The organism is Brachybacterium phenoliresistens, from assembly GCF_000576425.1.
GTDB classification, from domain to species: domain Bacteria; phylum Actinomycetota; class Actinomycetes; order Actinomycetales; family Dermabacteraceae; genus Brachybacterium; species Brachybacterium phenoliresistens.
In genome coordinates this window covers 464,722-486,077 of record NZ_KK069989.1, presented here as the reverse complement: position 1 = coordinate 486,077, position 21,356 = coordinate 464,722, and the positions used below count along the sequence as shown (strand labels likewise).

Sequence of the window (21,356 nt, the reverse complement as noted above, 5' to 3'; positions counted from 1 at the left end):
GGGCCCGCCCGCGCGGTGCCGGAGGGGCCCGCCCGCGCGATCGCCGCGGGTCCGCGCGCGACCGTCGGGGGGGTCCTCGCATGATCCGCGGAGGCGTCCGCGCGCTCGATCGCCGGATGACGAGCCAATTCGGGCCTGTTTTGGCTCGCCATCCGGCGTTCGTCGGCCGCGGCCCGCCCGGCGGGCCGCCCCGCGCGATCGGGGTCTACGCGCGATCGCCGGATGACGAGCCAATTCGGGCCTGTTCTGGCTCGCCATCCGGCGATCGTCATCTGGCTCGTCATTCGGCGATCGTCCGCCGCGGCCTGTCCGGCGGGGCCGCGCCCCCGTAGGCTCCGATGCCATGCATTTCACGGAGTACGACACGCGACTGGGCGCCTACGCCCTCATCGTCGACGAGCAGCGGCGGATCCTGCTGTCCTGGTACAACGGCCCCACCCCGTGCTGGACCCTGCCCGGCGGCGGCGTCGACTTCGGCGAGAGGGCTACCGCGTCGAGGTGGGCCGGGTGCTGACCGTCTCCACCCGCACCGCCGAGCGCTCCTTCCAGCGGGACCTTCCCTTCCAGGCCGTCCGCGTGGTCTACGAGGCGCAGGTCGTCGGCGGGACGCTCGGCACCCTCGAGGTGGACGGGACGACGGACCGCGCCGAGTGGATCCCGATCGACGCCCTCGACGCGGCCGGTCCGCGCGCGGACCTGGTCTCCGACCTCGTCGCGACGTGGCGCGCCGCGGCCCAGCCGTCCTGACCGCAGATGCAAACTCGCGCTGGGGTCGCAGCGCACATCGGACGACCCGAGCTGACCGCCCACGGCAGACCAGAGCAGAGCGAGGAGCAGGTATGAGGGGCAGGACCCACGAGTACGACGTCGAGGTCGTGTGGACCGGCAACCGCGGCGTCGGCACGTCCGGGTACACGACCTACGGGCGCGAGCACGACCTGAGCACCGCCTCGGCGCCGACGATCCCGGGCAGCGCGGATCCCGCCTTCCGCGGCGACCCGGCTCGATGGAACCCCGAGCAGCTGCAGGTCGCCGCGCTGTCGCAGTGCCACATGCTCTGGTACCTCCATCTCGCTGCGGCTGCCGGTGTCGTGGTCACCGCCTACGAGGACAGCGCCCACGGCGTCATGGTGCAGGACGCCGGCGGCGGAGGGCAGTTCGCGTCGGTCACGCTGCGACCCCGCGTCACGATCACCGCTGACAGCGACCCCGATGTCGCGCATCGTGTCCATGCTCAGGTCCCCGAGGTGTGCTTCATCGCCCGCTCCGTCAGCTTCCCCGTCCACTACGAGCCCGTCATCACCGTCGAGGAGGGTGCCCCTCGCGTCTGATCCACGCACGCAGATCGAGCTGTGGGGCCGACCCCCGCACGCATCGACGTCCGGCCCGAGGCAGCGGCTCCCGTCAGGCCGAGACCGGCGCTGCCTGCGGTGCCGACCCCAGGTCCTCCTGGACGCTAGGACGGGCGACGCAGGGACCGCTGCGCCGCTTCGGCGACGGAGCGGCTGAGATCCTCGAGCAGCGTCGACGGGGTGCGGGTGACCTGCCAGTACAGCGGGGTGGTCACGGGCTGCCCGCCGAGCGGCAGGACGGCGCCGGTCTCGAGCAGCGGCTCGGCCTGGTGCACCAGCAGCATCGCCCAGCCGATGCCCTGCTCCACCGCGACGGCGAGGTCGTGCGTGGAGGGCACGAAGTGGCGCGGGGTGAGCGCCGGGTCCACGCCGCGCTCGCGCAGCCAGGTGGCCTGGAGCTCGTCGCTGCGGTCGAAGTCGACGCGCGGCGCCCGAGCGAGCACATCGGCCCCGACCTGCTGCGTCCGCGCCGTGGCCGGGTCGCCGATCCAGCGTCGCCACCAGTCCGGCGCGGCGGCGGCGACGTAGACGAGGCTTCCCAGCGGCGCGACGGCGCAGCCGGGCGAGGCGATGGGCGAGGAGGTCACGGCGGCCATCGCGGCGCCGGAGGTCAGCAGGCGCTCGGTCTCGTCCTGGTCCTCGCGCAGCAGCTCGACCTGCACGTCCCGGGTGCGGGTGAACTCGGCGAGGGCGCCGAGGAACCACGTGGCCATGGAGTCCGCGTTCACGGCGATGGTGATGCGCGGCCGGGCCCCCTGCGCCTCCAGGCCGAGCGCCGCCTGGGTCTCGTGCTCGAGCAGGGCGTAGCGGCGGGCGAAGCGCACCACCGCCTGCCCCGCCTCGGTGGGTCGTACGGGCTTGGCGCGGACCAGCAGACGCTGCCCCACCTGCTGCTCGAGCTGCTTGAGGCGCTGGCTGACGGCGGAGGGGGTCACGTGCATCCGTCGGGCGGCGGCCTCGAGGGTCCCTTCGTCGACGACGGTCGCGAGGGTCTCGGCCAGGTGCGGATCGATCGGCATGCCCCGATCGTAGATGAAGCTCTGCTAATGCGCCGTCATGAATCTTCGCTGGTGCTTCATCGAACGGGCGCCTAGCGTCGAGGACGTGACTGCAGCTCTCCACGGCCTCCTGACCGGACTGACCCTGATCATCGCCATCGGCTCCCAGAACGTGTTCGTGCTGCGCCAGGGGCTGCGCCGCGAGCACGTGGCCGCCGTGGTGGCGGTGTGCCTGGGCTCGGACGTGGTGCTGATCAGCGCGGGCGCCGGCGGCTTGGGCGCCCTGGTGCGGGCGGTCCCGCAGGTGGTGGACCTGGCCCGATGGGCCGGAGCGGCGTTCCTGCTGGGCTATGCGGTGCTCGCGGCCCGCCGGGCCCTGCGCGGGACGGGCCAGGCGCTGGATCCGGCGGAGTCCGGCGCCCGCACCGGGCTGTGGCCTGTCGTGCTCACGGCGCTCGCGCTGACCTGGCTGAACCCGCACGTCTACCTCGACACGGTGCTGCTGCTCGGCTCGGTCGCCGCGACCCACGGCGCGCAGTCCTGGCTGTTCGCCGCCGGGGCGATCGGCGGCAGCGCGATCTGGTTCGTGGCGCTCGGCCTCGGCGCCCGCCGCCTGAGCGGCCTCCTGCGCAGCCCGTGGTCCTGGCGCGTCCTGGACGGCCTCGTCGCGGCGACGATGGTGCTGGTCGCGGCGATGCTGCTGGCCTGATCAGCCCTGGCGCCGCTCCATCCACAGCTCGGGGTCCTGCGGGCCGGTCCATCCCGCGCGCTCGTACATCGGCCTGGCCTCCTCCGAGGCCTTCAGCACGATGCGCCGCAGGTTCAGCGGGGCGAGGTCCTCCAGCACGCCGTCGATCAGGGCCCGGCCGATCCCGCGACCGCGATGCGCGGGGTCGACGATGACGTCGGCCAGCCACCCGAAGGTCACCTGGTCGGTGACGACCCGGCAGTAGGCGACCTGGAGGCCGGTGGACCGCTCGTACGCCCCGTAGTTCCGGGAGTTCCGCAGGATCGCGTCCTGCGTCGCGCGCTCCCGGCCTGCGCCCCAGGCGGTGTGCTCGGAGACGAGCAGGTGGATGCGCTCCGCATCGAGCCGGTCCGGATCGGCGGAGATCTCGTAGTCGGCCAGGCGCGAGAAGGCGGAGTCCATGACCGCATTGTGCCGGGTGCGGCGAAGGAGTCGAGAACCCGGGCCCGCAGGGGCCCGGCCCCTCATCCCTGGATCGGCGGGTCCGCCGGCACCCGGACGCGCCCGACGACGACGGAGTACCGCTCGCGCGCTGCGAACTCCTCCCATCCCCACAGCGCCGGCACGCCGACCTCCCGGCACAGGTGCAGAACCCCGCCGCCGAGCACGACGCCGACGTGCGCACCGAACGCCCTGTCCTCCGGGGCGAACAGCACGAGGTCGAGGTCGGCCACGTCAGCGGGCGAGGGATGGCCGAGGGCGGGGTCCTCCCACAGCTCGCTCGAGCGGTGCGGGGGGACGGTGCGCCCCAGCAGCCCGAGGACTCCGTAGGCGTACAGCTGGCAGTTCGCCCCGCCCTCGGGGCTGAGCGCCCCGCCGTCCGGCGCGGCTCCGGGGTGGCGCGCCGCATCGTACGGCGCCTCGAACACCCAGCGGGGCCAGCCGGTCGCGGGCTCGGGCAGCGCGCCGAGGTCGGCGGCGGTGACGGCCGGCATCAGCTCTGCCCGCGCAGATCCATGACGTGCTCCAGCGCCGCATACACGGCCAGGCGGACGGCCGCATCGGCGTGGAAGGTCTCCTCGTCCCGCTCGAGGACGCCGAGCTGGGCCAGGGTCTCGAACTCCAGGCGGACCATCACGAGCTGCACGAAGAGATCGTAGGGGTCCCGCTCGATGCGCGCGGCCATGGCCCGCAGGAGCGGCGTGATCTCGTGGGGGACGGGGACGTCCAGCCCCTCGGGCTGCGCCGCGAACAGGACGGCCCCGGCGACATCGTGGGCGTCGAGGAGCTCGGGCCGCGACCGCTCCCGGACGAGGGACTCGATCAGGCGGACCACCAGCAGCTTCACGGAGAACTCGTCGCGCAGCTCCGCCTCCGCGGGCGCGGCGAGGATCTCCTGCATCGCCTCCGTGGGGACGATGCGGCGGCCCTGCATCTCGACCGCCCCGAGCATGATGAGGGACTGGTAGGGGTCGGCGATCTCGGGGACGTCCCACATCGAGCGCTGGCTCTGCGCGAGGCCGAACCGGGCCAGCAGCTCCTGGGTGTCCGGCCGGCCCAGCGCATCGGTCGCGGTGACCCGGCTGCCCGGGCCGATCACGTCGAGCACGGCGAAGGCCCGCTGCACGTAGGTGTTCTCCCGTGCCGCGGCGGCGACCTGCCGCCGGAACTCCTCGTCGGAGGGCACCTCGTCCAGCTGCCGCTCCATGCCGTCCTCGAGGTACCAGGGCCAGAACGGCAGGTGCTCGCTCGAGCCCTGGGCCGCGGCGTCCTCGGCGTCGCACAGCCGGTCCAGCGCGTCGAGGTCGTCGACGTCGATCCCGGAGCCCGAGCGCTCGCCGGCCGAGCCCGGGGGCCGCAGCGATGCCGCCGTCCCGCGCCCCGCCCCCGGCCGGTACGCGTAGGACTCGTCCTGCAGCCGCCCGGTGTCGCTGACCGATACCCGCTCGGCGTGCGGCAGACGGTTGTACCAGGCCATGAAGTCCTCGAGGGCCTCCCGGTCCTCCAGCGGCACGCCGTGCTCGACGGCGAGGTGCAGGATGTTCCCGGACACGCTGCGACGGCTGGGGTCATCGGCCGCCTCGAGCACCGTGAACTCGATGTCGCGCAGGTGCTCCTGCACGGAGAAGACGGAGGGGGAGGCGAGGTCCCAGCGGCCGGTCCGCTCGAGGAAGCCGAAGAACTCCGCGAGATCCCCGGCCATGGCCATGGAGTCCTCGCGGCGCTGGGCGACGCGGCGCGGCACGACCACGGTGAGCAGCTCGTCGATCAGCGGGACGCTCCACCGGCCGATCTCGGGGCTGTCGAGGTGCTCGGCCTTCAGCTCCACGAGCGTGCGCACGCTCGAGGCGGCCCGCTCCGCCTCCAGCCCCGGGTCCATGCTCGAGCGCCAGCCGGCGAACTCCCGCAGGGCCTGGTCGCGCTCGCGCGCCAAGCGGTTCAGCGCCCCGGCGGTGCGGCCGGGCTGCTTCGCGGTCGGGCGGCGCTTCTTCTTGGGCATGGGGCCAGCGTGACGGAGCATCGGCCCGATCACAACCGGACGTGCCGGGATCGGGCCGATGCTCCCTCCGCCGGGCGGTGCAGGAGCCGTCAGCCGGCGAGCGCCGGGGCCTCCTCCGGCTCGGGCGCCTCGTCCCGCGCTTCGGCGACGGCGCGGCGGTGCTCGCGCAGGGAGTGGACGACCGCGGCGATCCAGCCGAGCACGAGCAGGGCCAGGACCGTGGTGATGACGCCGCCGCCCAGCCCCAGGGAGTCGAGGCTCAGCAGGGTGCGGGCGTTGGTGACCACGATGACGCCGCCGACGGCCGAGCCCAGCACCCGCGGCGGCACCAGGCGGACCAGCCAGGCCGCGATGGGCGCGGCGATGAGGCCGCCGATGAGCAGGGCGAGCGCCCAGGCCGGGTCGATGCCGGCGGTGCCCAGGCCCAGCAGGAAGCCGGCGCTCGCGGCGATCGCCACGAAGAACTCGCTGGTGTCGATGGAGCCGACGACCTTGCGCGGCTCGAGGCGGCCGCTGGCGAGGATGGCGGGGGTGCCGACGGGGCCCCAGCCCCCGCCGCCGGTGGCGTCCATGAAGCCGGCGACCAGGCCCAGCGGCGTCAGGAACCGCTTGCGCAGCGGCTGGCCGAGGCGGTCGGTGCGCAGGCCGCGCACGGTGAAGCGGATCAGCACGTACACGCCGAGGCCCAGCAGGAGCACGGACATGAGCGGCTTGGCGATCTCGGTGGAGAGCCAGGACAGGAAGGTCGCGCCGGCGAAGGCGCCGATCGCCCCGGGGATGCCGATGCGGGCGACGACCTTCCAGTCCACGTTCTTGAAGCGCCAGTGGGAGGCGCCGGAGGCCAGGGTGGTGCCGATCTCCGCCAGGTGCACGGTGGCCGAGGCCGCGGCGGGGTTCGCGCCGATCGCCAGCAGAAGCGTCGTCGAGGTCACGCCGTAGGCCATCCCCAGGCTGCCGTCCACGAGCTGTGCGGCCAGCCCGACCAGGGCGAGCAGGATGAGTGATCGCATGAGCGCTCCGTCCGTCGTGCGGCGGTGGCTCCGCCGAGTGGCTCGAAAGTACCCGACCATCTCTATCGGATTCAACGGTTCAGGGCAAAGTCGTGCCAGGGGTTCTCATAAGTTCACACGATGAGCTGGCGCAGGAGCGGGTCAGGGGTTCTGCCAGGCGGCGTCGTCCCCGGTCAGCGCGAGCACGCTCGCAGGAAGGGTGCCTGCGGCGAGGTCCGCGAGGGTGACCTGCTCGAGGACGGCGCGCACGTTCACCCGCAGCGCCACCCACACGTGCTGGAGCGAGGCCGCCGCGCCGGTGTACTCCAGGTCCGAGGGGCGCGCATCGCGCACGAAGACGAGGGGGCCCTCGACCGCGCGCACCACATCGGCGACGGTGATCCGATCGGCCGGGCGCGCCAGGACGTAGCCGCCCCCGGCGCCGCGCCGGCTCACCACGATCCCCTCGCGCCGCAGGTCGGAGAGGATCGCCTCGAGGAAGCGGTGCGGGACCTGCTGCTGGCGGGCGAGGGTCTCGGCGCGCACGGGCCGCCCGTCCTGCGAGGCGGCGAGCTCCGCGGCGGCGCGCACAGCGTAGTCGCCCTTGGCCGAGATCCTCATGGCGCACCTTCCGTCGGGCCGGCGGGCCTCGCCCGCGGTCACCCCGGATCCTATCGACGCGGCGGGCCCCGCCCGCGGCCGGGGTGGACACGACCGGCCGCCTCAAGACCGGCCGTGGCGGACACGACCGACTGCCCCGGGGTCGGTCAGGGCGGACGCGACCGGCCGCCTCAGGACCGGCCGGGGCGGACATGAACGGCCGCCTCAGGGCCGCGAGCCAGTCAATCGCCTGGCTCGCGGCCCTGAGACAGCCGTCCGTGCACACCCGGTCCGGCACACAGCCTCACCGGCGCCCGATCCGGCACACAGCCGCACCGGCGCCCGATCCGGCACACAGCCGCACCGGCGCCCGCTTGCGCGGGCCGCGACCCATCGACTAGTTTCGAGAACGATTATCACTAGCGAATGTGGGTCCGATGACAGCTCCGCCCCTTCCCGCCGTCGTCACGGCGGGACGCGACCGCGCGCGCCGGCGCGCCCGGCGGCTGACGCTCGCCCTGGCCCTCGCGCTGGTCGCGACGGTTCCGCTGTCCGCGGCGATCGGCACGGTGGAGGTCTCGCCCCTGCAGTCCGTGCAGATCACGCTGGGCCACCTGCTGCCGGGCATGCCGTGGATGAGCGACGGGAGCCTCACCCCGCTGCAGGACCAGGCCGTATGGCAGTTCCGCCTCCCGCGCACCCTGCTGGCCGTGCTGGCCGGGGCGGGCCTCGCGCTCGCCGGCGCACTCATGCAGGTCACCGTCCGCAACCCGCTGGCCGAGCCGTACATCCTCGGGGTCTCCTCCGGTGCGAGCGTCGGCGCGGTGCTCGTGATCGTGCTCGGATCCGGGGCGGTGCTGGGCCTGGGCCTGCACGCCGCCGCCTTCCTCGGAGCCGTCGCCGCGAGCCTCGCCGTGGTCGCCCTGTCCCGGCACCGCGGCGCCCTGTCCCCCACGCGGATGATCCTCACCGGCGTCGCGCTCGGGACCCTGTTCAGCGCCATCACCAGCTACATCACCGTCTCCACGAGCGCGCAGAACGTGGTGGGGGTGCTGTTCTTCCTGCTGGGCAGCGTCTCCGCGGCGAGCATGGGATCGCTCATCGGCCCCGCCGCCGCGCTCGGGGTCGCCTGCCTGGTGGCCGCGGCGCTGACCCGTCATCTGAACGCCCTCATGACCGGGGACGAGCAGGCCCTCGCCCTCGGGATCGACGTCGCCCGGCTGCGCGGCCTGCTGCTGCTGGTGACCTCGCTGCTGACCGGCACCATCGTCGCCGTCGCCGGCGGCATCGGCTTCGTGGGCCTGGTCGTCCCCCACGTCGCCCGCATCCTGGTCGGCGCCGACCATCGGCGGATGCTGCCGGTGACCGTCCTCGGCGGCGGGCTGTTCCTGGCCCTCGCGGACCTGCTGGCGCGCACCCTCGCCGAGCCGACCGAGATCCCGCTGGGGATCCTCACCGCGTTCGTCGGCGCGCCCTTCTTCCTGTGGCTGATGCGCCGCTCCGGCGCCGAGCGCGCGGGGATGGGCCGATGAGGGTGCGGGCACGCGGCATCGGCGTGCGCCTGGGCGGGGCCGATGTGCTCTGCGATGTGGACATCGACGCCCCCGCGGGGCAGGTCACCGGGCTGCTGGGCCCCAACGGCAGCGGGAAGTCGACGCTGCTGCGCTCGCTGTACCGGGCCGTGCCGACCCATCGCGGCAGCGTCCGCATCGGCGACCGGGACGTGTCCGCCATGCCGGCCCGGGAGCGGGCGCGCGCGATCGCCGTCATGCTCCAGGACGCGCCGACGGACGTGGACCTCACCGTCCTCGAGGTGGTCCTGCTGGGGCGGATCCCGCACCGCAGCGCCTTCGGCGACGACACCCGCGAGGACCTGCGGATCGCCGCCGACGCGCTGCGCCGCACCGGGGTCCAGGATCTCGCCGGCCGCCTGATGGCCACCCTCTCCGGCGGTCAGCGCCAGCGGGTCATGCTCGCCCGCGCCCTGGCCCAGCAGTCCCCCGTGCTCCTGCTGGACGAGCCCAGCAACCACCTCGACATCCGCCACCAGCTGGAGCTGATGCAGCTGGTGCGGGAGCAGCGGTCGACCGTGGTCGCCGCCCTCCACGACCTGAACCTCGCCCTGACCTCGTGCGATCACGTGGTCGTGCTCGAGCGCGGCCGCGTCGCCGGGCAGGGGCCCGCGCGCGAGGTCCTCACCCCCGAGCTCATCGGCCGCGTCTTCGAGGTCGACGCGCGCCTGCTGGGCGAGCAGGACCCGACCTTCGCCTTCCGTCCCCTGTCCCCGCTGAGGAGCGCCCTGCCATGACCACCCGACGCCCGTCCCGCCCCACGCCCCGCCGATCCGCGGCTCCCGCGCCCGATCCTGCCCCCGACGCCGCCCCGGCCCTCGCCCCGGGGCGCCGCCTGCTGCTGGGCGCCGGCGCCCTCCTGCCCCTCGGCGCCGTCCTGGCCGCCTGCGGCTCCTCCGTGACGGGCCCGGCCGCGAGCCCTGCCGCAGGCGGTGCGGTGTCGATCTCCAACTGCGGATCGCAGGTCGAGCTGGCGGGCCCGCCCCGGGCCGCCATCGGGCTGCACCCCTCCCAGACCGAGCTGCTGCTGCGGCTGGGGCAGCGCGAGAGCATCGTCGGCCAGGCGCAGGCCGAGGCGCAGCCCCTGCCCGAGGACGTCGCCGATCTCGCCGCGGACATCCCCGTGATCGGTGGGCAGACCCCGCCGGCCCGCGAGGAGCTGCTGGCCGCGGAGCCCGATTTCGTGTACGCCCCCACCACCTACGAGTTCTCCGGCGAGCAGGGCTTCGCGACGGTCGAGCAGCTCGCGCAGGCCGGCGCCGCCGTGTACGTCGCCACCGGCGGCTGCGCGGACCGCCGCATGACCGGCACCGTCGAGGACCTGTTCACCGATCTGGACAACCTCGGCGAGATCTTCGGCATCGCCGAGCGCGCCGGCGAGCTCTCCGCGCAGCAGCGCGGAACGCTCGAGGAGGTCAGCGCCGCCGTCTCCGGCCGCGAGCCGGTCCGCACCGCGCAGGTGTACGTCGAAGGCACCACCCTGTCCGTGATCGGCGCGGGGGTCGAGCACGACATCCTGCTGCGCGCCGGGGCGGACCCGGTCCACGGACCCGACCAGGATCTGTTCGCCGATTTCTTCGCCGCCCAGATCAGCCCGGAGGCCCTCGCCGCCGAGGAGCCCGCCGCCCTCGTGTTCGGGGTCCACGACGCCGCGCACGAGCAGGCCACCCGCGACTACCTGACCTCGACGTTCCCGCAGATGCCCGCGGTCGCGGAGAGCCGGCTGATCGCCGTGCCCTCGACGTCGCTCTTCCCCGGGACGCTCGGGAACGTCTCCGCCGTGCGCACCATCGCCGAGGCCCTGCACCCGGGCGCGCTCTGAGATGATCCACCGCCGACTGCTGAGGCTCGCCGGGACGGTCCCCGGCCCCATCCTGCTGGTGGCGGCGCTCGGCTGCGTCATCAGCGCTCTGCACGTCGCCTTCGCCCTGACCGCCGCGGGCCTGCTCGCCTCCCTCGCCTCCGGCGGCGGCGCATCGGCCGCGGCGCTGATCGCGCTCGCGCTCATCGCGCTGGCGCGCGCCGCGGTCGTGTGGCTGCGCGAGCCGGTCGCCGCGCACCTGGGCGCCGCCGTGCGGATCCGGCTGCGGCATCGGCTGCTGGCCCGGCTGGTCGATGCGCCCGGCGGGCGCGACGAGGGGCACGGCGAGCAGGCCGCGACGCTCCTGGACGGCGTCGACGGCCTGGACGCGTACTACACCCGGTACCTCCCGCAGCTGCTGGTGGTCCTGGTGGTGCCGGCGGCGATCGTCGTGCTCGTCGCGCGGGAGTCGCCGAGCGCGGGCGCCGTCCTCGGCGCGGCCATGGCCGTCGCCGTGCTGGGGCCGCGGCTGTGGGACGCCCAGCTGATGCGCGGCGGCCGGGAGCGCTGGGACCGCTTCGCCGATCTCACCGACCGCTACGCCGAGGCGCTGCGCGCGATGCCGCTGCTGCGCAGCCTCGGCGCGGAGGCGCGGATCGGCCGGGAGCTGTCCGATCGGGCGGGCTCCCTGGCCCGTTCGACGATGGCGCAGATGCGGTTCTCCCTGGTCGAGAGCGCGATCAGCGGCCTGGCCATCCATCTGGGGACCGTCCTCGCGGTGATCGCCGCCGTCACGGCGGTGGCGGGAGGCTCCGCCGAGGCCGCGGCCGTGGTCCCCGTCCTCCTCCTGACCCGGGAGGCGTTCCGTCCGCTCGCCGACCTCTCCGGGGCGTGGCACGCCGGATACGTGGGGCTGCTCGCCGTCGACGGGCTCGCCCGGATCGACGACCTCCCCTCCCGGGCGGCCGATGCCGGGAGGATCCCCCGGCCGCCCGCGCCCGGCCCGGAGATCCGGCTCGAGGGCGTCACCTTCCGCTACCCCGGCACCGACCAGGGCGTCGAGGACCTCGACCTCACCATCGGCGCCGGGGAGCATCTCGCCATCGCCGGCCCCTCCGGCTCCGGGAAGTCGACCATCGCCCGGCTGCTCGAGCGGGACGTCGACCCCGATCGCGGGCGGATCCTCGCCGACGGGACGGACCTGCGCGATCTCGCCCTCGATGCGCTGCGCCGCGGCATCGTCGTGGTGCCGCAGGACCCGGTGCTGTTCTCCTGGACCCTCGCGGAGAACCTCCGCCTCTACCGCCCCGGCGCGACGGACGCGGAGCTGGGCCGGGCGGTGCGCGCCGCCGGGCTCGAGGATGTGGTCGCCGCCCTGCCCGAGGGCTGGGACACGCCGATGGGCGAGGACGCCGCGCGGCTGTCCGGAGGGCAGCGCCAGCGCCTCGCGCTCGCCCGCGCCCTCCTGGCCCGCCCCGCCGTGCTGGTCCTGGACGAGGCGACCTCCGCCCTCGACGCCGCGACGGAGCAGCAGGTCATGCAGGGCGTGGTCCGGGAGGCCGCCGGGGCGACCCTGGTCGTGATCGCCCACCGCCGCAGCGCCGCCCCCTCGGCGGACCGTTGGGTCACGATGCGCGAGGGCCGCCTGGAGAGCACGCCCGCGGCCGCGGCCGGGACGGAGCAGCGATGAGGAGCGCCCTCGCCGACATCCGCGCCCTGCTGCCGATCATCGCCGAGCGCCGCCGCCTGTTCGCCGAGACGGTGCTGTGGAACCTCGTCGCCCAGCTCGGGATCCTCGGCATCGCGCTGGGCCTCGCGCTGGTCGTCGGCCGCACCGTCGCGCACGGGGACGGGATCGGCGCGGGCGGCGCCGCCGCCCTCGCCGCCCTCGCCGTGGTCGTCGCCCTGGCCGCCTGGCGCGAGTCCTGGGTCTCCCACGCCCTCGCCTACACGCTCATCGGCCTGCTGCGCACCCGCGTGTTCGCGGTGCTGCGCCGCGGCCTGCCCGAGCGGCGCACCGGGCGACGCACCGGAACCCTGGTCACCACCGTGATCGGAGACATCGAGACCCTCGAATGGCTGTACGCGCACACCGTCGCCCAGATGCTCACCGCCGCCGCCGTGCTCCTGATCAGCGGGATCGTCTCCGTCTCGATCACGCCGGCGCTGCTGCTGGTGTGGATCCCGCTGCTCGCGGCCGGCATCGCCGTGCCCTGGCTGACCTCCCGCGCCGCCGCCCGCCGCGCGGCCTCGCTGTCCCGGCAGGGCGCCGTGCTGCGCTCGGACCTGCTGGATATGCTGCGCGGCCTGCGCGAGCTGCGCGGCGCCCGCGCCCTGCCCGCCCAGCTCGCCCGGATCGACGCCGCCACCCGGACGATGGCCCGCACGCAGGTGCGCGAGGCCTCCCGGGTGGGCATGGAGCGCGGGATCGGCGATGCGCTGTTCGCCCTCGCCGCGATCGGCGCGATCGGCATCGTCGTCCTCACCTCCGCACAGCTGGATCCCGCGCTCGCGCCGCTCGCGGTCGTGGTGTCCGTGGCCGGGCTCGGCCCCGCCGCGCAGATCGCCGACCTTCTGCGCGGCGCCGCCACCCTGCGCACCGCCGCCGGGCGGATCCGCGAGACCCTCGCCCTGCCGCCGGCCCTCGACGATCCCCCGCCGGAGGCGCGGGAGGCGCAGCGGCCCCGGGCGGTGCGCCCCGACGAGGAGGGCCTCGTCATCGACGCGGTCGGCTTCGCCTACGAGCCGGGCCGCGCCGTCCTCGAGGACGTCAGCCTGCGGGTGCGCCCCGGCGAGCGCGTCGCGCTGATCGGCCCCTCCGGCGCCGGGAAGTCCACCCTCGCCCGGCTGGTCGCACGGCTGTGGGACCCCGATGCCGGGTCGATCCGGGTCGACGGCCGCGACCTGCGCGACCTCGACACCGCCCACCGCACCGCGGCCATCGGGATCGTCCCGCAGTCCTCCCCGCTGCTGCGCGGCACCATCCGCGAGAACATCCTCGTGGCCTGCCCCGATGCCTCCGAGGCGCAGGTCCTCGCCGTCGCGGAGCAGACCGGGATCACCGCACCCGGAACGGGCCTGCCGCGGGGACTGGACACCCCGGTGCGGGAGAACGGAGAAGGGCTCTCCGGAGGGCAGCGCGCCCGCGTCGCCATCGCCCGCGCCCTGATCCGCGGCCCGCGCGTGCTCGTCCTCGACGAGGCCACCGCCGCCCTGGACGAGAGCGCCGACGCCGCGATCCTCGAGGTCCTCGACCGGCTCGAGGGCTGCGCCGTGCTGATGATCGCGCACCGCGCCTCGACCATCGCCGCAGCGCACCGGACCGTGGCCCTCGCGCCGCGCTGACGGCCCGTGCGGCCCGGATCCGCGGCAGTCCGCACCAGCGGCACGCCCGGATGACAGAGTGTCGCCATGGGCATCGACGAGGTCCGGGACGCTGCGGCAGCCGCCTACGTGCGGGTGCAGGCGATGCCCTACGCGACCGATGCGGCGCACGATGCGACGGGTCTGCGGGAGCAGGGCCGCGGGAACTGCGTCGCGAAGACCGAGCTGCTCCGGGAGGAGCTCGCCGTCCTCGGCGTCGCGACGCGACGCGTCTGCTGGGAGTACGAGCTTCCGCGCCTGCTCGATGTCCAGGAACAGCTCGCGTTCCGCACCGACGTCCACTCCGCCGTCGAGGTCCGCACCGAGGACGGCTGGATCCTCGTCGACCCGACCCACGATCCTCCGCTGGGGCAGCTCGGTCTCGCTGTCGGCACCTGGAACGGTTCGTCGCCGACCGCCCCCGCTTTCGCGCCGCTCGGGCCGATCCTGGATCCGGAGGACCCCGCGGACCGTGCCGTGCTCGACACGGCCTCGGCACGGATCGCCCGGGAGGTCGAACGGACGCCGCCCGAGGTCACGTCGCAGTACCGGGAGGGCCTGAACCGTCTCTTCGACGCCGTGCGCGGAGCACGGCCCGCAGCGCAGCGCGGGAGCGATGCCCGGTGAACGACCGATCTCCGCAGAACCCGACGGACGTGCTGATCCTCGGAGTGCGGCACCTGGAGAGGTCGATCCCCGACGCCGCGCTCGCCCGCGGGCTCGCGCATCTGCGCCGATGGCGCCCGGACGTCATCGCGATCGAGAGCCTTCCGGGGCATCTGGTCGTCGAGTACGCCTCCCGCGGCGGGCCGTTCCACGACTTTCCCGTGGGCGGCGCGCCGACCGCTCGGGAGCTGGCGGAGTCCGCGGCGCATCTGCAGGACTGGGACGTCTGGACCGCTCGATCTGTTGCTCGGGACGAGAGCGCAGACCTCACCGATCGCGTGATCGGCTGGCTCCTCGCTCGCGAGCCGCTCAATGCCCTGCTTCTCCCCTGGCAGACCGCCGACGTGCCCGCGGCGCTCCTCGACGAGCTCTCCGCGGTGTGCGAGCTGCCGACCGAACGGGTGCGGATCGGCGTGCGGCTCGCCCTCGACCTCGGCCATCGCGAACTCGCGCACATCGATGATCACGCCGGTCTTGCGATCACCGAGCGCCTGACGTCGTCATGGATGGACATCCTCGAGCAGTCGGATGCCTCGGGGGAGCTGCGAGACTCCGGTCCGCCGCCGGTCCCGGAGCCTGCGGACGAATGGGACGAGTGGATGCGCATGGCCGGACCGAGCTTCCTCTCCTGGATCGAGGACCTGGAGAGCGGCTCCCTGGCCCGCAGCCACGTCAAGACCTTCATCCATCGGGCACGGCTCGCGCAGTGGCGGGCGCGCAACCTCGCGATGGCGGCTCGCCTGCGAGAGGCCACCGGCCGCTGCCCGGGAGGGCGTGTGCTGGTGATCGTCGGATCCGCCCACGTGCCTCCCCTGAGGGCGGCGCTCACGACCGACCAGCACGATCTGAGGATCGTGGACCTCCGGGAGCTGGACGGCGAGAGCGGGCTCACTGCTCCTCGGTGACGCCGAGCCCCGCCAGGAACTCGTCGACCGCTCGAACGGCGACCTCCGGGGGCTGCTGGGCATCCACCCGCAGGTGTCCCGTCTCCGGCACCAGCGAACCGGTCATCCACCCTTCGAACGTCGCGCGGGGATCCGGCGCCTCGGGCAGGTCGACCGGCCCGTCGGCCACGGACCGGCGCTGGCTGCGCAGGGCGCGGCGCGCGCGGATCCGCCGGTCGAGGAGCCCGAGATCATCGCTCCAGCATTCGATGACGACGAAGGGGGCGCCGACGGCCTCACCGAGGCGCTGCCCGGCCTGCAGCACCTCGGGATGGTGGCAGGGGCTGTCCAGGATCACGGACCCAGACTGCTCTGCCATCGCCGGGGCGAGATCGCGGAGCACCCGGTAGGCCACGGGTCCGACGTCCGCGATCGCGATTCCAGCCTCCAGCAGGGAGGACTTGATGACGTCGACGTCCAGCACCGGGATCCGATATCGAGCCCCCAGCGCGGCGGCGATCGTGGACTTCCCCGATCCCGGCGGGCCCGCCATCTGGATCACCCAGCCCATCTCCTGCCTCCTCTCTGTGCGGGTGCCGTCATCTCACGGGCCGTCCGGAGGACGCCTCTTGCCTGACGGCCGTGCGCCCTTCCTCCGGGGAGAACGCGCGCTCGGGCCGCACTCCCGAGGACGATCCCTCCGCGGCCCGCGGCCTCATCCGGCGGAGGGGAGATCGCCCGCATCCGGCACCGGGCCAGCTCCCTGGTAGGGGTTCACCAGGCCCCGCACTCCGAGCGCGCTGGGCGTGGTCAGGTACAGCAGCAGCTCCGTCTCCTCGCCGAGCGGGTCGCCGTCGGGATAGGGCTCCCCGTCCCCGCAGGACGCCGGCGTCGAGGCGACCTCGATGGTGGAGTCCGGGGCCACGTCGCCCTTGAGCACGTCGCGGACGGAGACCTCGTGCACGGCGGCGTCCACACCGAGCATCGGGACGGTGGCATGGGATGCGGCCGGGGTCCCGATGACCACGGCATCGGCCGTGTCGAAGGCGAGCTGCGGGTCGGAGAGGTCCGCCCAGTCCGCGCACTGGTACGTCGAGGTCAGGCCGCCGGGGGCGAGGGTGCAGGCGGCCAGGAGCGGCCCGATCACGGCGATCAGGAGGAGCGACCCCGCCCGGCGTCCCCGCATGCGTCCCTGCATCACCGCAGTATGCCCCGCCGGCGGCAGCGGCGGAAGGCTCGGCGCGCTCGTCGCCTGCGCGGGCGGCTCAGGCCCCGCGCCGCCCGCCGGTCTCCACCGGGAGATACCGCGCGAGGAAGGCCAGGACATCGGCCATGACCTCGCCGCGGTTGATCTCGTTCAGGATCTCGTGGCGCGCACCCGGATAGGTGCGGGACTCCGTGGCGGTGCCCGCGATCTTCGCCAGGCCCGCGGCGGAGGTCTCCAGCGGCACCAGGCGATCGTCCTCGCCGTGCAGGTGCAGCAGGGGGCTGCGCCCCACATGGCCGACGATGGTGATGCGCTGCATCTCGTCGTGGAAGGCCTGCAGGGTGGGGCGCTTGAAGTCGCCGTGCCAGACGAGGGGATCGGCCGCGTACGCCGCCCCGACCTCGGGGTCGCGCGAGAGGGTGTCGGGGTCGATCGGGGTGTGCGGGATGCTCGGCAGGGCCAGCAGCTCCTCGATCGTCTCCCATCGGCCGAGGACGGGGCCGGTGAGCACGGTCGCGGCGAGCCGGGCGCCGAACCGCTGCGTGGAGCGGGCGGCGATCATCCCGCCCATGGAATGGCCGATGAGCGCCACCGGCAGCCCCGGGTCCTGCTCGAGGGCGTGGTCGAGCACCCGGTCCACGTCCTCGACCACGGGTTCGAAGTCGCGGATCAGCACGCGCTCGCCGTCGCTGCGGCCGTGACCGGCGTGGTCGGCCGCATAGACGGAGGCGCCCGCCTCGTTCAGCCGCGCCGCGACCCAGCCGTACCGCCCCACGTGCTCGCCGTACCCGTGCACGAGCACCGCGATCCAGCGCGGCCGCTCGAGACGCCAGGACGTGCCGACGATCGTTCCCGCATGACCGGCCAGGGTGAAGTCCGAGGTGATGACGCCGTTGCTCATGCGCCCATCATGCCGCGCACCGGGCCCCGCCGGGAGCTGCGGCCCGCACCGCGCCCCGGCACGTCGCCTCGTCCCCGCCCCGGGGGCGGGTCTCGCGAGGAGCTCGGGGATCACGGGAGCGCCCCGCGGGTCCGGCCGAGGGCATTCCCTCCGCCACGTCTCCATGAAATGATCGGATGAATCCGCCCATCGCTTCGAGGATGATCGATGACGACTCCCCCGGCCACCTTCCGCTCCCTCCTGACCGCCCCGGCCCGCGAGGCGCTGCGCCCCCGGGTCTGGCGGGCCGCCCCTCCCGTCGAGGACCGCGAGGCCTGGGCGCACCTCGCCCCGGAGGACTCGGCGCACGTGCTCGAGGCCGCCGGGGAGCTGCGCGATCGCGCCGCGGCGAATCCGCCGACGCTCTCGCTGTGGCACCGCTACGCCGCCGCCGGCGAGCGCCTGCCCTACGAGCAGGCCCAGCAGGCCCTGCTGGGCGAGGTCGGCTCCGCAGCCCTGGCCCTCGCCGTGACCGGCGACGATGCCCGGGTCGAGGCGCTGGCCGATGCGATGTGGCGCCTGTGCGAGCTGAGCGCCTGGTGCCTTCCGGCCCACTACGCCCTGCCCGAGAGCGGCGAGAGGCCCGAGGTGCCGCTGGGCGACCGCGACATCCTGGACCTGTCGTGCGGCTACATCGGCGGGATGCTCGCGGCGATCGACAGCTTCGCCGGGGACCGGCTCGAGCGCAGCTTCCCCGGCCTGCGGGCACGGGTCCATGCCGAGATCCGCCGCCGGGTGCTCGAGCCGTGGCGCTCGGAGGTCTACTTCTGGCACGGCCGGGACAAGCCGCCGAACAACTGGGCGCCGTGGATCGTCTCGAACGTGCTGGTCTGCGCGGCCGTGGTCGAGGAGTCCGCCGACGTCCTCGCCGACGACGTCGCGGGGGCGCTGGAGATCCTGGACCGCTTCCGCGACGGGTATGCCCCGGACGGCTCCTGCGACGAGGGCGCGACCTACTGGTGGTGGGCGGGGGCGACGCTCTTCGAGGCGCTCGACGTGCTGCACCGCATCAGCGACGGGGCGCTGGACGGCTTCAGCATCGAGCCCGTCCCGGCCATGGCCCGCTTCCCGATGCGCATGCAGATCGGGACGGACACGCAGGTCAACTACTCCGACGGGCAGGCGACCGTGCCCTCGAACGTCTCCTGGCACCTGCTGACCCGCTTCGGGGCGGCGACGGGCGACGAGGCGGTCCAGGAGCACGGCCGATGGATGGGTCGCAGGCACCCGTTCCGCGTCGAGGGCCAGATCGCCCCGCAGTTCCTGCGCACCCTGCACGAGCTGCGCGATCCGGGATGGTCGCAGGGGCCGGCCGCGCCCGGCATGCCCGCCTCCTGGTACGCGCCGGGGACGGAGACGGCGGTGGCGCGGGAGGAGGCCGGCTCCCCGCAGGGCTGGTTCCTCGCCGCCAAGGGCGGGCACAACGACGTCTCCCACAACCACAACGACGTGGGCGGGGTGATCGTCTCCCTGGACGGCGCCCCCGTCCTCATCGACGTGGGCGTGGGCGTGTACTGCCGCGAGACCTTCGATCCGGCGACCCGCTACGGCATCTGGACGATGCGCAGCTCCTACCACTGCGTCCCGCTGCCCGGCGGCGTCGAGCAGCGCCCCGGGCGGGACTTCGCGGCCCGCGGCACCGAGTTCGCCGACGACGGGGCGGCGGCGACGCTGCGGATGGACCTGGCCCCCGCCTACCCGCCCGAGGCGGCGCTGGAGAGCTGCGAGCGCACCGCCCGCCTCGAGCGGGCACGCCCGGACACCGGCGCGGACGCGGGCGTGCTGCTGCGCGATGCCTGGCGCTTCACGCAGCCGCGGCAGATGTCCCTCGTGCTCATGACGGCGCTGGCCCCCTCTCTCGAGACGGACGGGTCCATCGGCATCGGGCCCGCCCTGCTCACCTGCGAGGGCGTCGCGGTCGAGGCGCATGTGGAGCGCATCGACGTCGAGGACGAGAAGCTCGCCCCGGTGTGGGGCGCGGCCGTGCACCGCCTGGTGCTCACCCAGCGCGATCCCGCGGAGTCCGGGGAGCTGAGCGTGCGCCTCACCCGCCGCTGAGCTCCCCGGCGCCGCGCCGCAGCTCACCGGAGGGTCTCCGGGACCTGCGGCGGGCCCGCGTGGTCGTCGCCGACCGCCGCGAGCGCCGTGTAGAGGGCGATGCCCCCGGTGTAGTGCGCCCCGCTCCCGCCGAGGATCCCCAGGTCGCGGGCCATCTCGAGGTCGTCGATGATGCCCTCGAGTCCCTCGACGACCTCCGGGTCCAGATGCGGCGGCACCAGATCGACCAGCGCGTCGCGGCACTCCGGGCCCCACGGGTCCGGGACGGTGAGGCCCTGCGGGCGGCAGGCCGCCAGCAGCGCCCGGAAGGTGAGCGCGGAGGAGCTGTGGGGCACGCGCCCGATGCGGCCGGCGAAGCGGTGGGCGAGCGCGGCGACGACCACCGCGTGGGCGAAGTAGGCGAAGGACTCCGCGTCCATCGACTCCTCGACATAGGCGACGGGGTGGTCCCCCGGCGTGACGCGGCCGCCGATCCTCTCCAGCCATCCCTCGGCGCAGAGGACCTCGAACACCACGTCCAGTCGGGGGATCCGCAGGAACGTGGGGCTCAGCTGCTCGAGCTCGAAGGCAGGGCGCAGCGCCTCCACATCGGACCTGGTCAGGCGGCGGTCCGGGCCGAGCTCCCGACCGTTGCCGATGTGCTCGATCAGCGCCGCCGCCCGGCGCGCGAACGGGACCCGCGCGGCCGCGTCCAGGAGCCGGCCGGGGTCGCAGGCGGCCTGGTGGAGGTCCTCGCAGATCACGATCAGCTCGTCCTCGCGGGGCAGCAGCAGCGCCTCCATAGCGTCCAGGCACAGGCACGGCTCGCAGGCCTCCTGCCGCATCGCGCCGCGACGGGCGTCCCATCGGCCGCGGGCGTCCACCGGGAACCGGCCGGGCCGGCCGGAGGGCGACGGGTCGGCGGAGGACGGGGCGGAGGGCGAGGGCGGGGCGGCGGCGGACCGCGGGGAGGCCGGCGGGGCGACCGCGCCCGGCCGGGAAGCGGCCCGGGGAGACGGGGCGGGCTCCGCGGCGCGCCCCGGGGCAGGACGGGGCACGGGACGGGAACGGGAACGGGAACGGCGGCGGTTCTTCTTCGACATGCCCTCAGCGTCGGCGCCCGGGACGGACCGGGCGAGGGGCCCGGCCGCGATTGTGGACGGGACGGGCCTGGGGAGGAGAGGCCGAACACTGCGGGAACGTCGGATTAATTCGGTTGATCCGATCTGCACGGCGGGGACATACTGCTTACGCACCGTCATGAGCCCTGGCCCGGACAGATCGTCCGGCGCCGCCGCCCGGGAAGGAGGAGCCATGCCGACGTATCCGCAGCGCGAGAATCCCGCCGCCCCGCAATGGCGACTCCGGGAGCTCCCCGCGGCCTGATCGCAACCGCATAGCGACCGCACGCTCCGCCGCGACCGGCACTCCGCCGGATCGCCCGGGTCCCGCCCTCGGCCGCAGCGCCCCGCGCCCCCGACGCGCACCACGCATCACCACCTCACCACGCTTCCGAGCCTGCATCGGACCCGCGCCCCGGCGCCGGATCCGCCGCACGCCCGGAGGGAGGCCGGCGGGTTCGACTCCCCCGCCTCCCACGGGTCCCCTGGCACCGGGACATCCAGAGTCGCGGCCGTGTCCCCACGGCGCAGCGGAGAGTGCCCGACAGACGGGTCGCCCGCCCCGGCATCGGCCGGGGCGGCGGCTCGCACCCGCACGACGGGGAGATCCTCCGCCGCGCGTGAGGCGACCACGGCCCC

General features: G+C 74.6%; 23 protein-coding genes. 12 read left to right on the top strand and 11 right to left on the bottom strand.

Annotated features, from left to right (window positions below):
- Positions 1-284: hypothetical protein (locus BF93_RS19960; protein ID WP_232226200.1), on the bottom strand; the 284-nt coding region annotated here is incomplete at its 3' end.
- 59 nt (positions 285-343) lie between these two features.
- Between BF93_RS19960 and BF93_RS19955 the strand changes: the two genes are divergently transcribed.
- The 3 genes from BF93_RS19955 (at position 344) to BF93_RS05270 (ending at position 1,331) form a co-directional block, all read left to right on the top strand.
- Positions 344-514, top strand: a complete 171-nt coding sequence (locus tag BF93_RS19955) for an NUDIX hydrolase (RefSeq protein WP_232226199.1) — start codon at positions 344-346, stop codon at positions 512-514.
- Positions 508-747 (top strand): hypothetical protein, encoded by a 240-nt coding sequence (locus BF93_RS19950; RefSeq protein WP_232226198.1) that lies wholly within the window; start codon positions 508-510, stop codon positions 745-747. Before BF93_RS19955 ends, BF93_RS19950 begins: the two co-directional genes overlap by 7 nt.
- A 92-nt stretch (positions 748-839) precedes the next feature.
- On the top strand, positions 840-1,331 hold the full coding sequence (locus tag BF93_RS05270) for an OsmC family protein (RefSeq protein WP_038370988.1): 492 nt from the start codon (positions 840-842) through the stop codon (positions 1,329-1,331).
- A 125-nt stretch (positions 1,332-1,456) separates the two neighbouring features.
- On the opposite strand, the gene BF93_RS05265 is transcribed toward BF93_RS05270, so the two are convergent.
- Entirely contained in the window at positions 1,457-2,371 is a 915-nt protein-coding gene (locus BF93_RS05265) for an ArgP/LysG family DNA-binding transcriptional regulator (protein ID WP_038370987.1), read from the bottom strand.
- Positions 2,372-2,456: 85 nt separating this feature from the next.
- On the opposite strand from BF93_RS05265, the gene BF93_RS05260 reads away from it, so the two are divergent.
- Positions 2,457-3,059 (top strand): LysE/ArgO family amino acid transporter, encoded by a 603-nt coding sequence (locus tag BF93_RS05260; protein ID WP_232226197.1) that lies wholly within the window; start codon positions 2,457-2,459, stop codon positions 3,057-3,059.
- Here the strand turns inward: BF93_RS05260 and BF93_RS05255 are convergent, their stop codons facing one another.
- From BF93_RS05255 to BF93_RS05235, 5 genes are all read right to left on the bottom strand, one after another.
- Positions 3,060-3,500 carry a GNAT family N-acetyltransferase gene (locus BF93_RS05255; RefSeq protein WP_038370986.1) on the bottom strand — a complete coding sequence of 147 codons (441 nt, stop codon included), beginning with the start codon at positions 3,498-3,500 and terminating at the stop codon, positions 3,060-3,062.
- 62 nt (positions 3,501-3,562) lie between these two features.
- On the bottom strand, positions 3,563-4,033 hold the full coding sequence (locus BF93_RS05250) for a hydrolase (RefSeq protein ID WP_198025351.1): 471 nt from the start codon (positions 4,031-4,033) through the stop codon (positions 3,563-3,565).
- Positions 4,033-5,538 (bottom strand): hypothetical protein, encoded by a 1,506-nt coding sequence (locus BF93_RS05245; protein ID WP_038370985.1) that lies wholly within the window; start codon positions 5,536-5,538, stop codon positions 4,033-4,035. The genes BF93_RS05250 and BF93_RS05245 overlap by 1 nt, the downstream gene beginning before the upstream one ends.
- Before the next feature lie 89 nt (positions 5,539-5,627).
- Complete coding sequence (locus BF93_RS05240) at positions 5,628-6,548, bottom strand: sulfite exporter TauE/SafE family protein (RefSeq protein ID WP_038370983.1); 921 nt, start codon at positions 6,546-6,548, stop codon at positions 5,628-5,630.
- Positions 6,549-6,689: 141 nt separating this feature from the next.
- Positions 6,690-7,148 (bottom strand): RrF2 family transcriptional regulator, encoded by a 459-nt coding sequence (locus BF93_RS05235; protein ID WP_038370982.1) that lies wholly within the window; start codon positions 7,146-7,148, stop codon positions 6,690-6,692.
- A 416-nt stretch (positions 7,149-7,564) separates the two neighbouring features.
- Between BF93_RS05235 and BF93_RS05230 the strand changes: the two genes are divergently transcribed.
- The 7 genes from BF93_RS05230 to BF93_RS05200 all read left to right on the top strand — a co-directional run bounded on the left by BF93_RS05230 (position 7,565) and on the right by BF93_RS05200 (position 15,433).
- Complete coding sequence (locus BF93_RS05230; RefSeq protein WP_051486540.1) at positions 7,565-8,659, top strand: FecCD family ABC transporter permease; 1,095 nt, start codon at positions 7,565-7,567, stop codon at positions 8,657-8,659.
- Positions 8,656-9,435 (top strand): ABC transporter ATP-binding protein, encoded by a 780-nt coding sequence (locus BF93_RS05225; RefSeq protein ID WP_038370981.1) that lies wholly within the window; start codon positions 8,656-8,658, stop codon positions 9,433-9,435. The genes BF93_RS05230 and BF93_RS05225 overlap by 4 nt, the downstream gene beginning before the upstream one ends.
- Positions 9,432-10,520 carry an ABC transporter substrate-binding protein gene (locus BF93_RS05220; RefSeq protein ID WP_084148276.1) on the top strand — a complete coding sequence of 363 codons (1,089 nt, stop codon included), beginning with the start codon at positions 9,432-9,434 and terminating at the stop codon, positions 10,518-10,520. The genes BF93_RS05225 and BF93_RS05220 overlap by 4 nt, the downstream gene beginning before the upstream one ends.
- Position 10,521: 1 nt before the next feature.
- Positions 10,522-12,189 (top strand): ATP-binding cassette domain-containing protein, encoded by a 1,668-nt coding sequence (locus BF93_RS05215; protein WP_038370980.1) that lies wholly within the window; start codon positions 10,522-10,524, stop codon positions 12,187-12,189.
- Positions 12,186-13,844, top strand: a complete 1,659-nt coding sequence (locus tag BF93_RS05210) for an ABC transporter ATP-binding protein (protein WP_038370979.1) — start codon at positions 12,186-12,188, stop codon at positions 13,842-13,844. The genes BF93_RS05215 and BF93_RS05210 overlap by 4 nt, the downstream gene beginning before the upstream one ends.
- 66 nt (positions 13,845-13,910) lie before the next feature.
- Complete coding sequence (locus BF93_RS05205; protein ID WP_038370978.1) at positions 13,911-14,489, top strand: transglutaminase-like domain-containing protein; 579 nt, start codon at positions 13,911-13,913, stop codon at positions 14,487-14,489.
- Positions 14,486-15,433, top strand: coding sequence for a hypothetical protein (locus tag BF93_RS05200; RefSeq protein ID WP_038370977.1), 948 nt, complete (start codon positions 14,486-14,488; stop codon positions 15,431-15,433). The genes BF93_RS05205 and BF93_RS05200 overlap by 4 nt, the downstream gene beginning before the upstream one ends.
- Here the strand turns inward: BF93_RS05200 and BF93_RS05195 are convergent.
- The 3 genes from BF93_RS05195 to BF93_RS05185 all read right to left on the bottom strand — a co-directional run bounded on the left by BF93_RS05195 (position 15,417) and on the right by BF93_RS05185 (position 17,520).
- The gene (locus BF93_RS05195) at positions 15,417-15,983 is read right to left on the bottom strand and encodes a P-loop nucleotide/nucleoside kinase family protein (protein WP_038370976.1); all 567 of its coding nucleotides are present in this window, start codon (positions 15,981-15,983) and stop codon (positions 15,417-15,419) included. The genes BF93_RS05200 and BF93_RS05195 overlap by 17 nt on opposite strands.
- Before the next feature lie 144 nt (positions 15,984-16,127).
- Positions 16,128-16,610 (bottom strand): hypothetical protein, encoded by a 483-nt coding sequence (locus BF93_RS05190; RefSeq protein WP_156954045.1) that lies wholly within the window; start codon positions 16,608-16,610, stop codon positions 16,128-16,130.
- A 67-nt stretch (positions 16,611-16,677) separates the two neighbouring features.
- The gene (locus BF93_RS05185) at positions 16,678-17,520 is read right to left on the bottom strand and encodes an alpha/beta hydrolase (protein ID WP_038370974.1); all 843 of its coding nucleotides are present in this window, start codon (positions 17,518-17,520) and stop codon (positions 16,678-16,680) included.
- Positions 17,521-17,727: 207 nt separating this feature from the next.
- Here BF93_RS05185 and BF93_RS05180 point away from each other — a divergent pair, with 207 nt between their 5' ends.
- Entirely contained in the window at positions 17,728-19,617 is a 1,890-nt protein-coding gene (locus BF93_RS05180) for a heparinase II/III family protein (RefSeq protein ID WP_038370973.1), read from the top strand.
- Positions 19,618-19,640: 23 nt separating this feature from the next.
- Here BF93_RS05180 and BF93_RS05175 read toward each other — a convergent pair whose 3' ends face one another.
- Positions 19,641-20,699 (bottom strand): hypothetical protein, encoded by a 1,059-nt coding sequence (locus BF93_RS05175; RefSeq protein WP_156954044.1) that lies wholly within the window; start codon positions 20,697-20,699, stop codon positions 19,641-19,643.
- Positions 20,700-21,356: the final 657 nt, after the last annotated feature.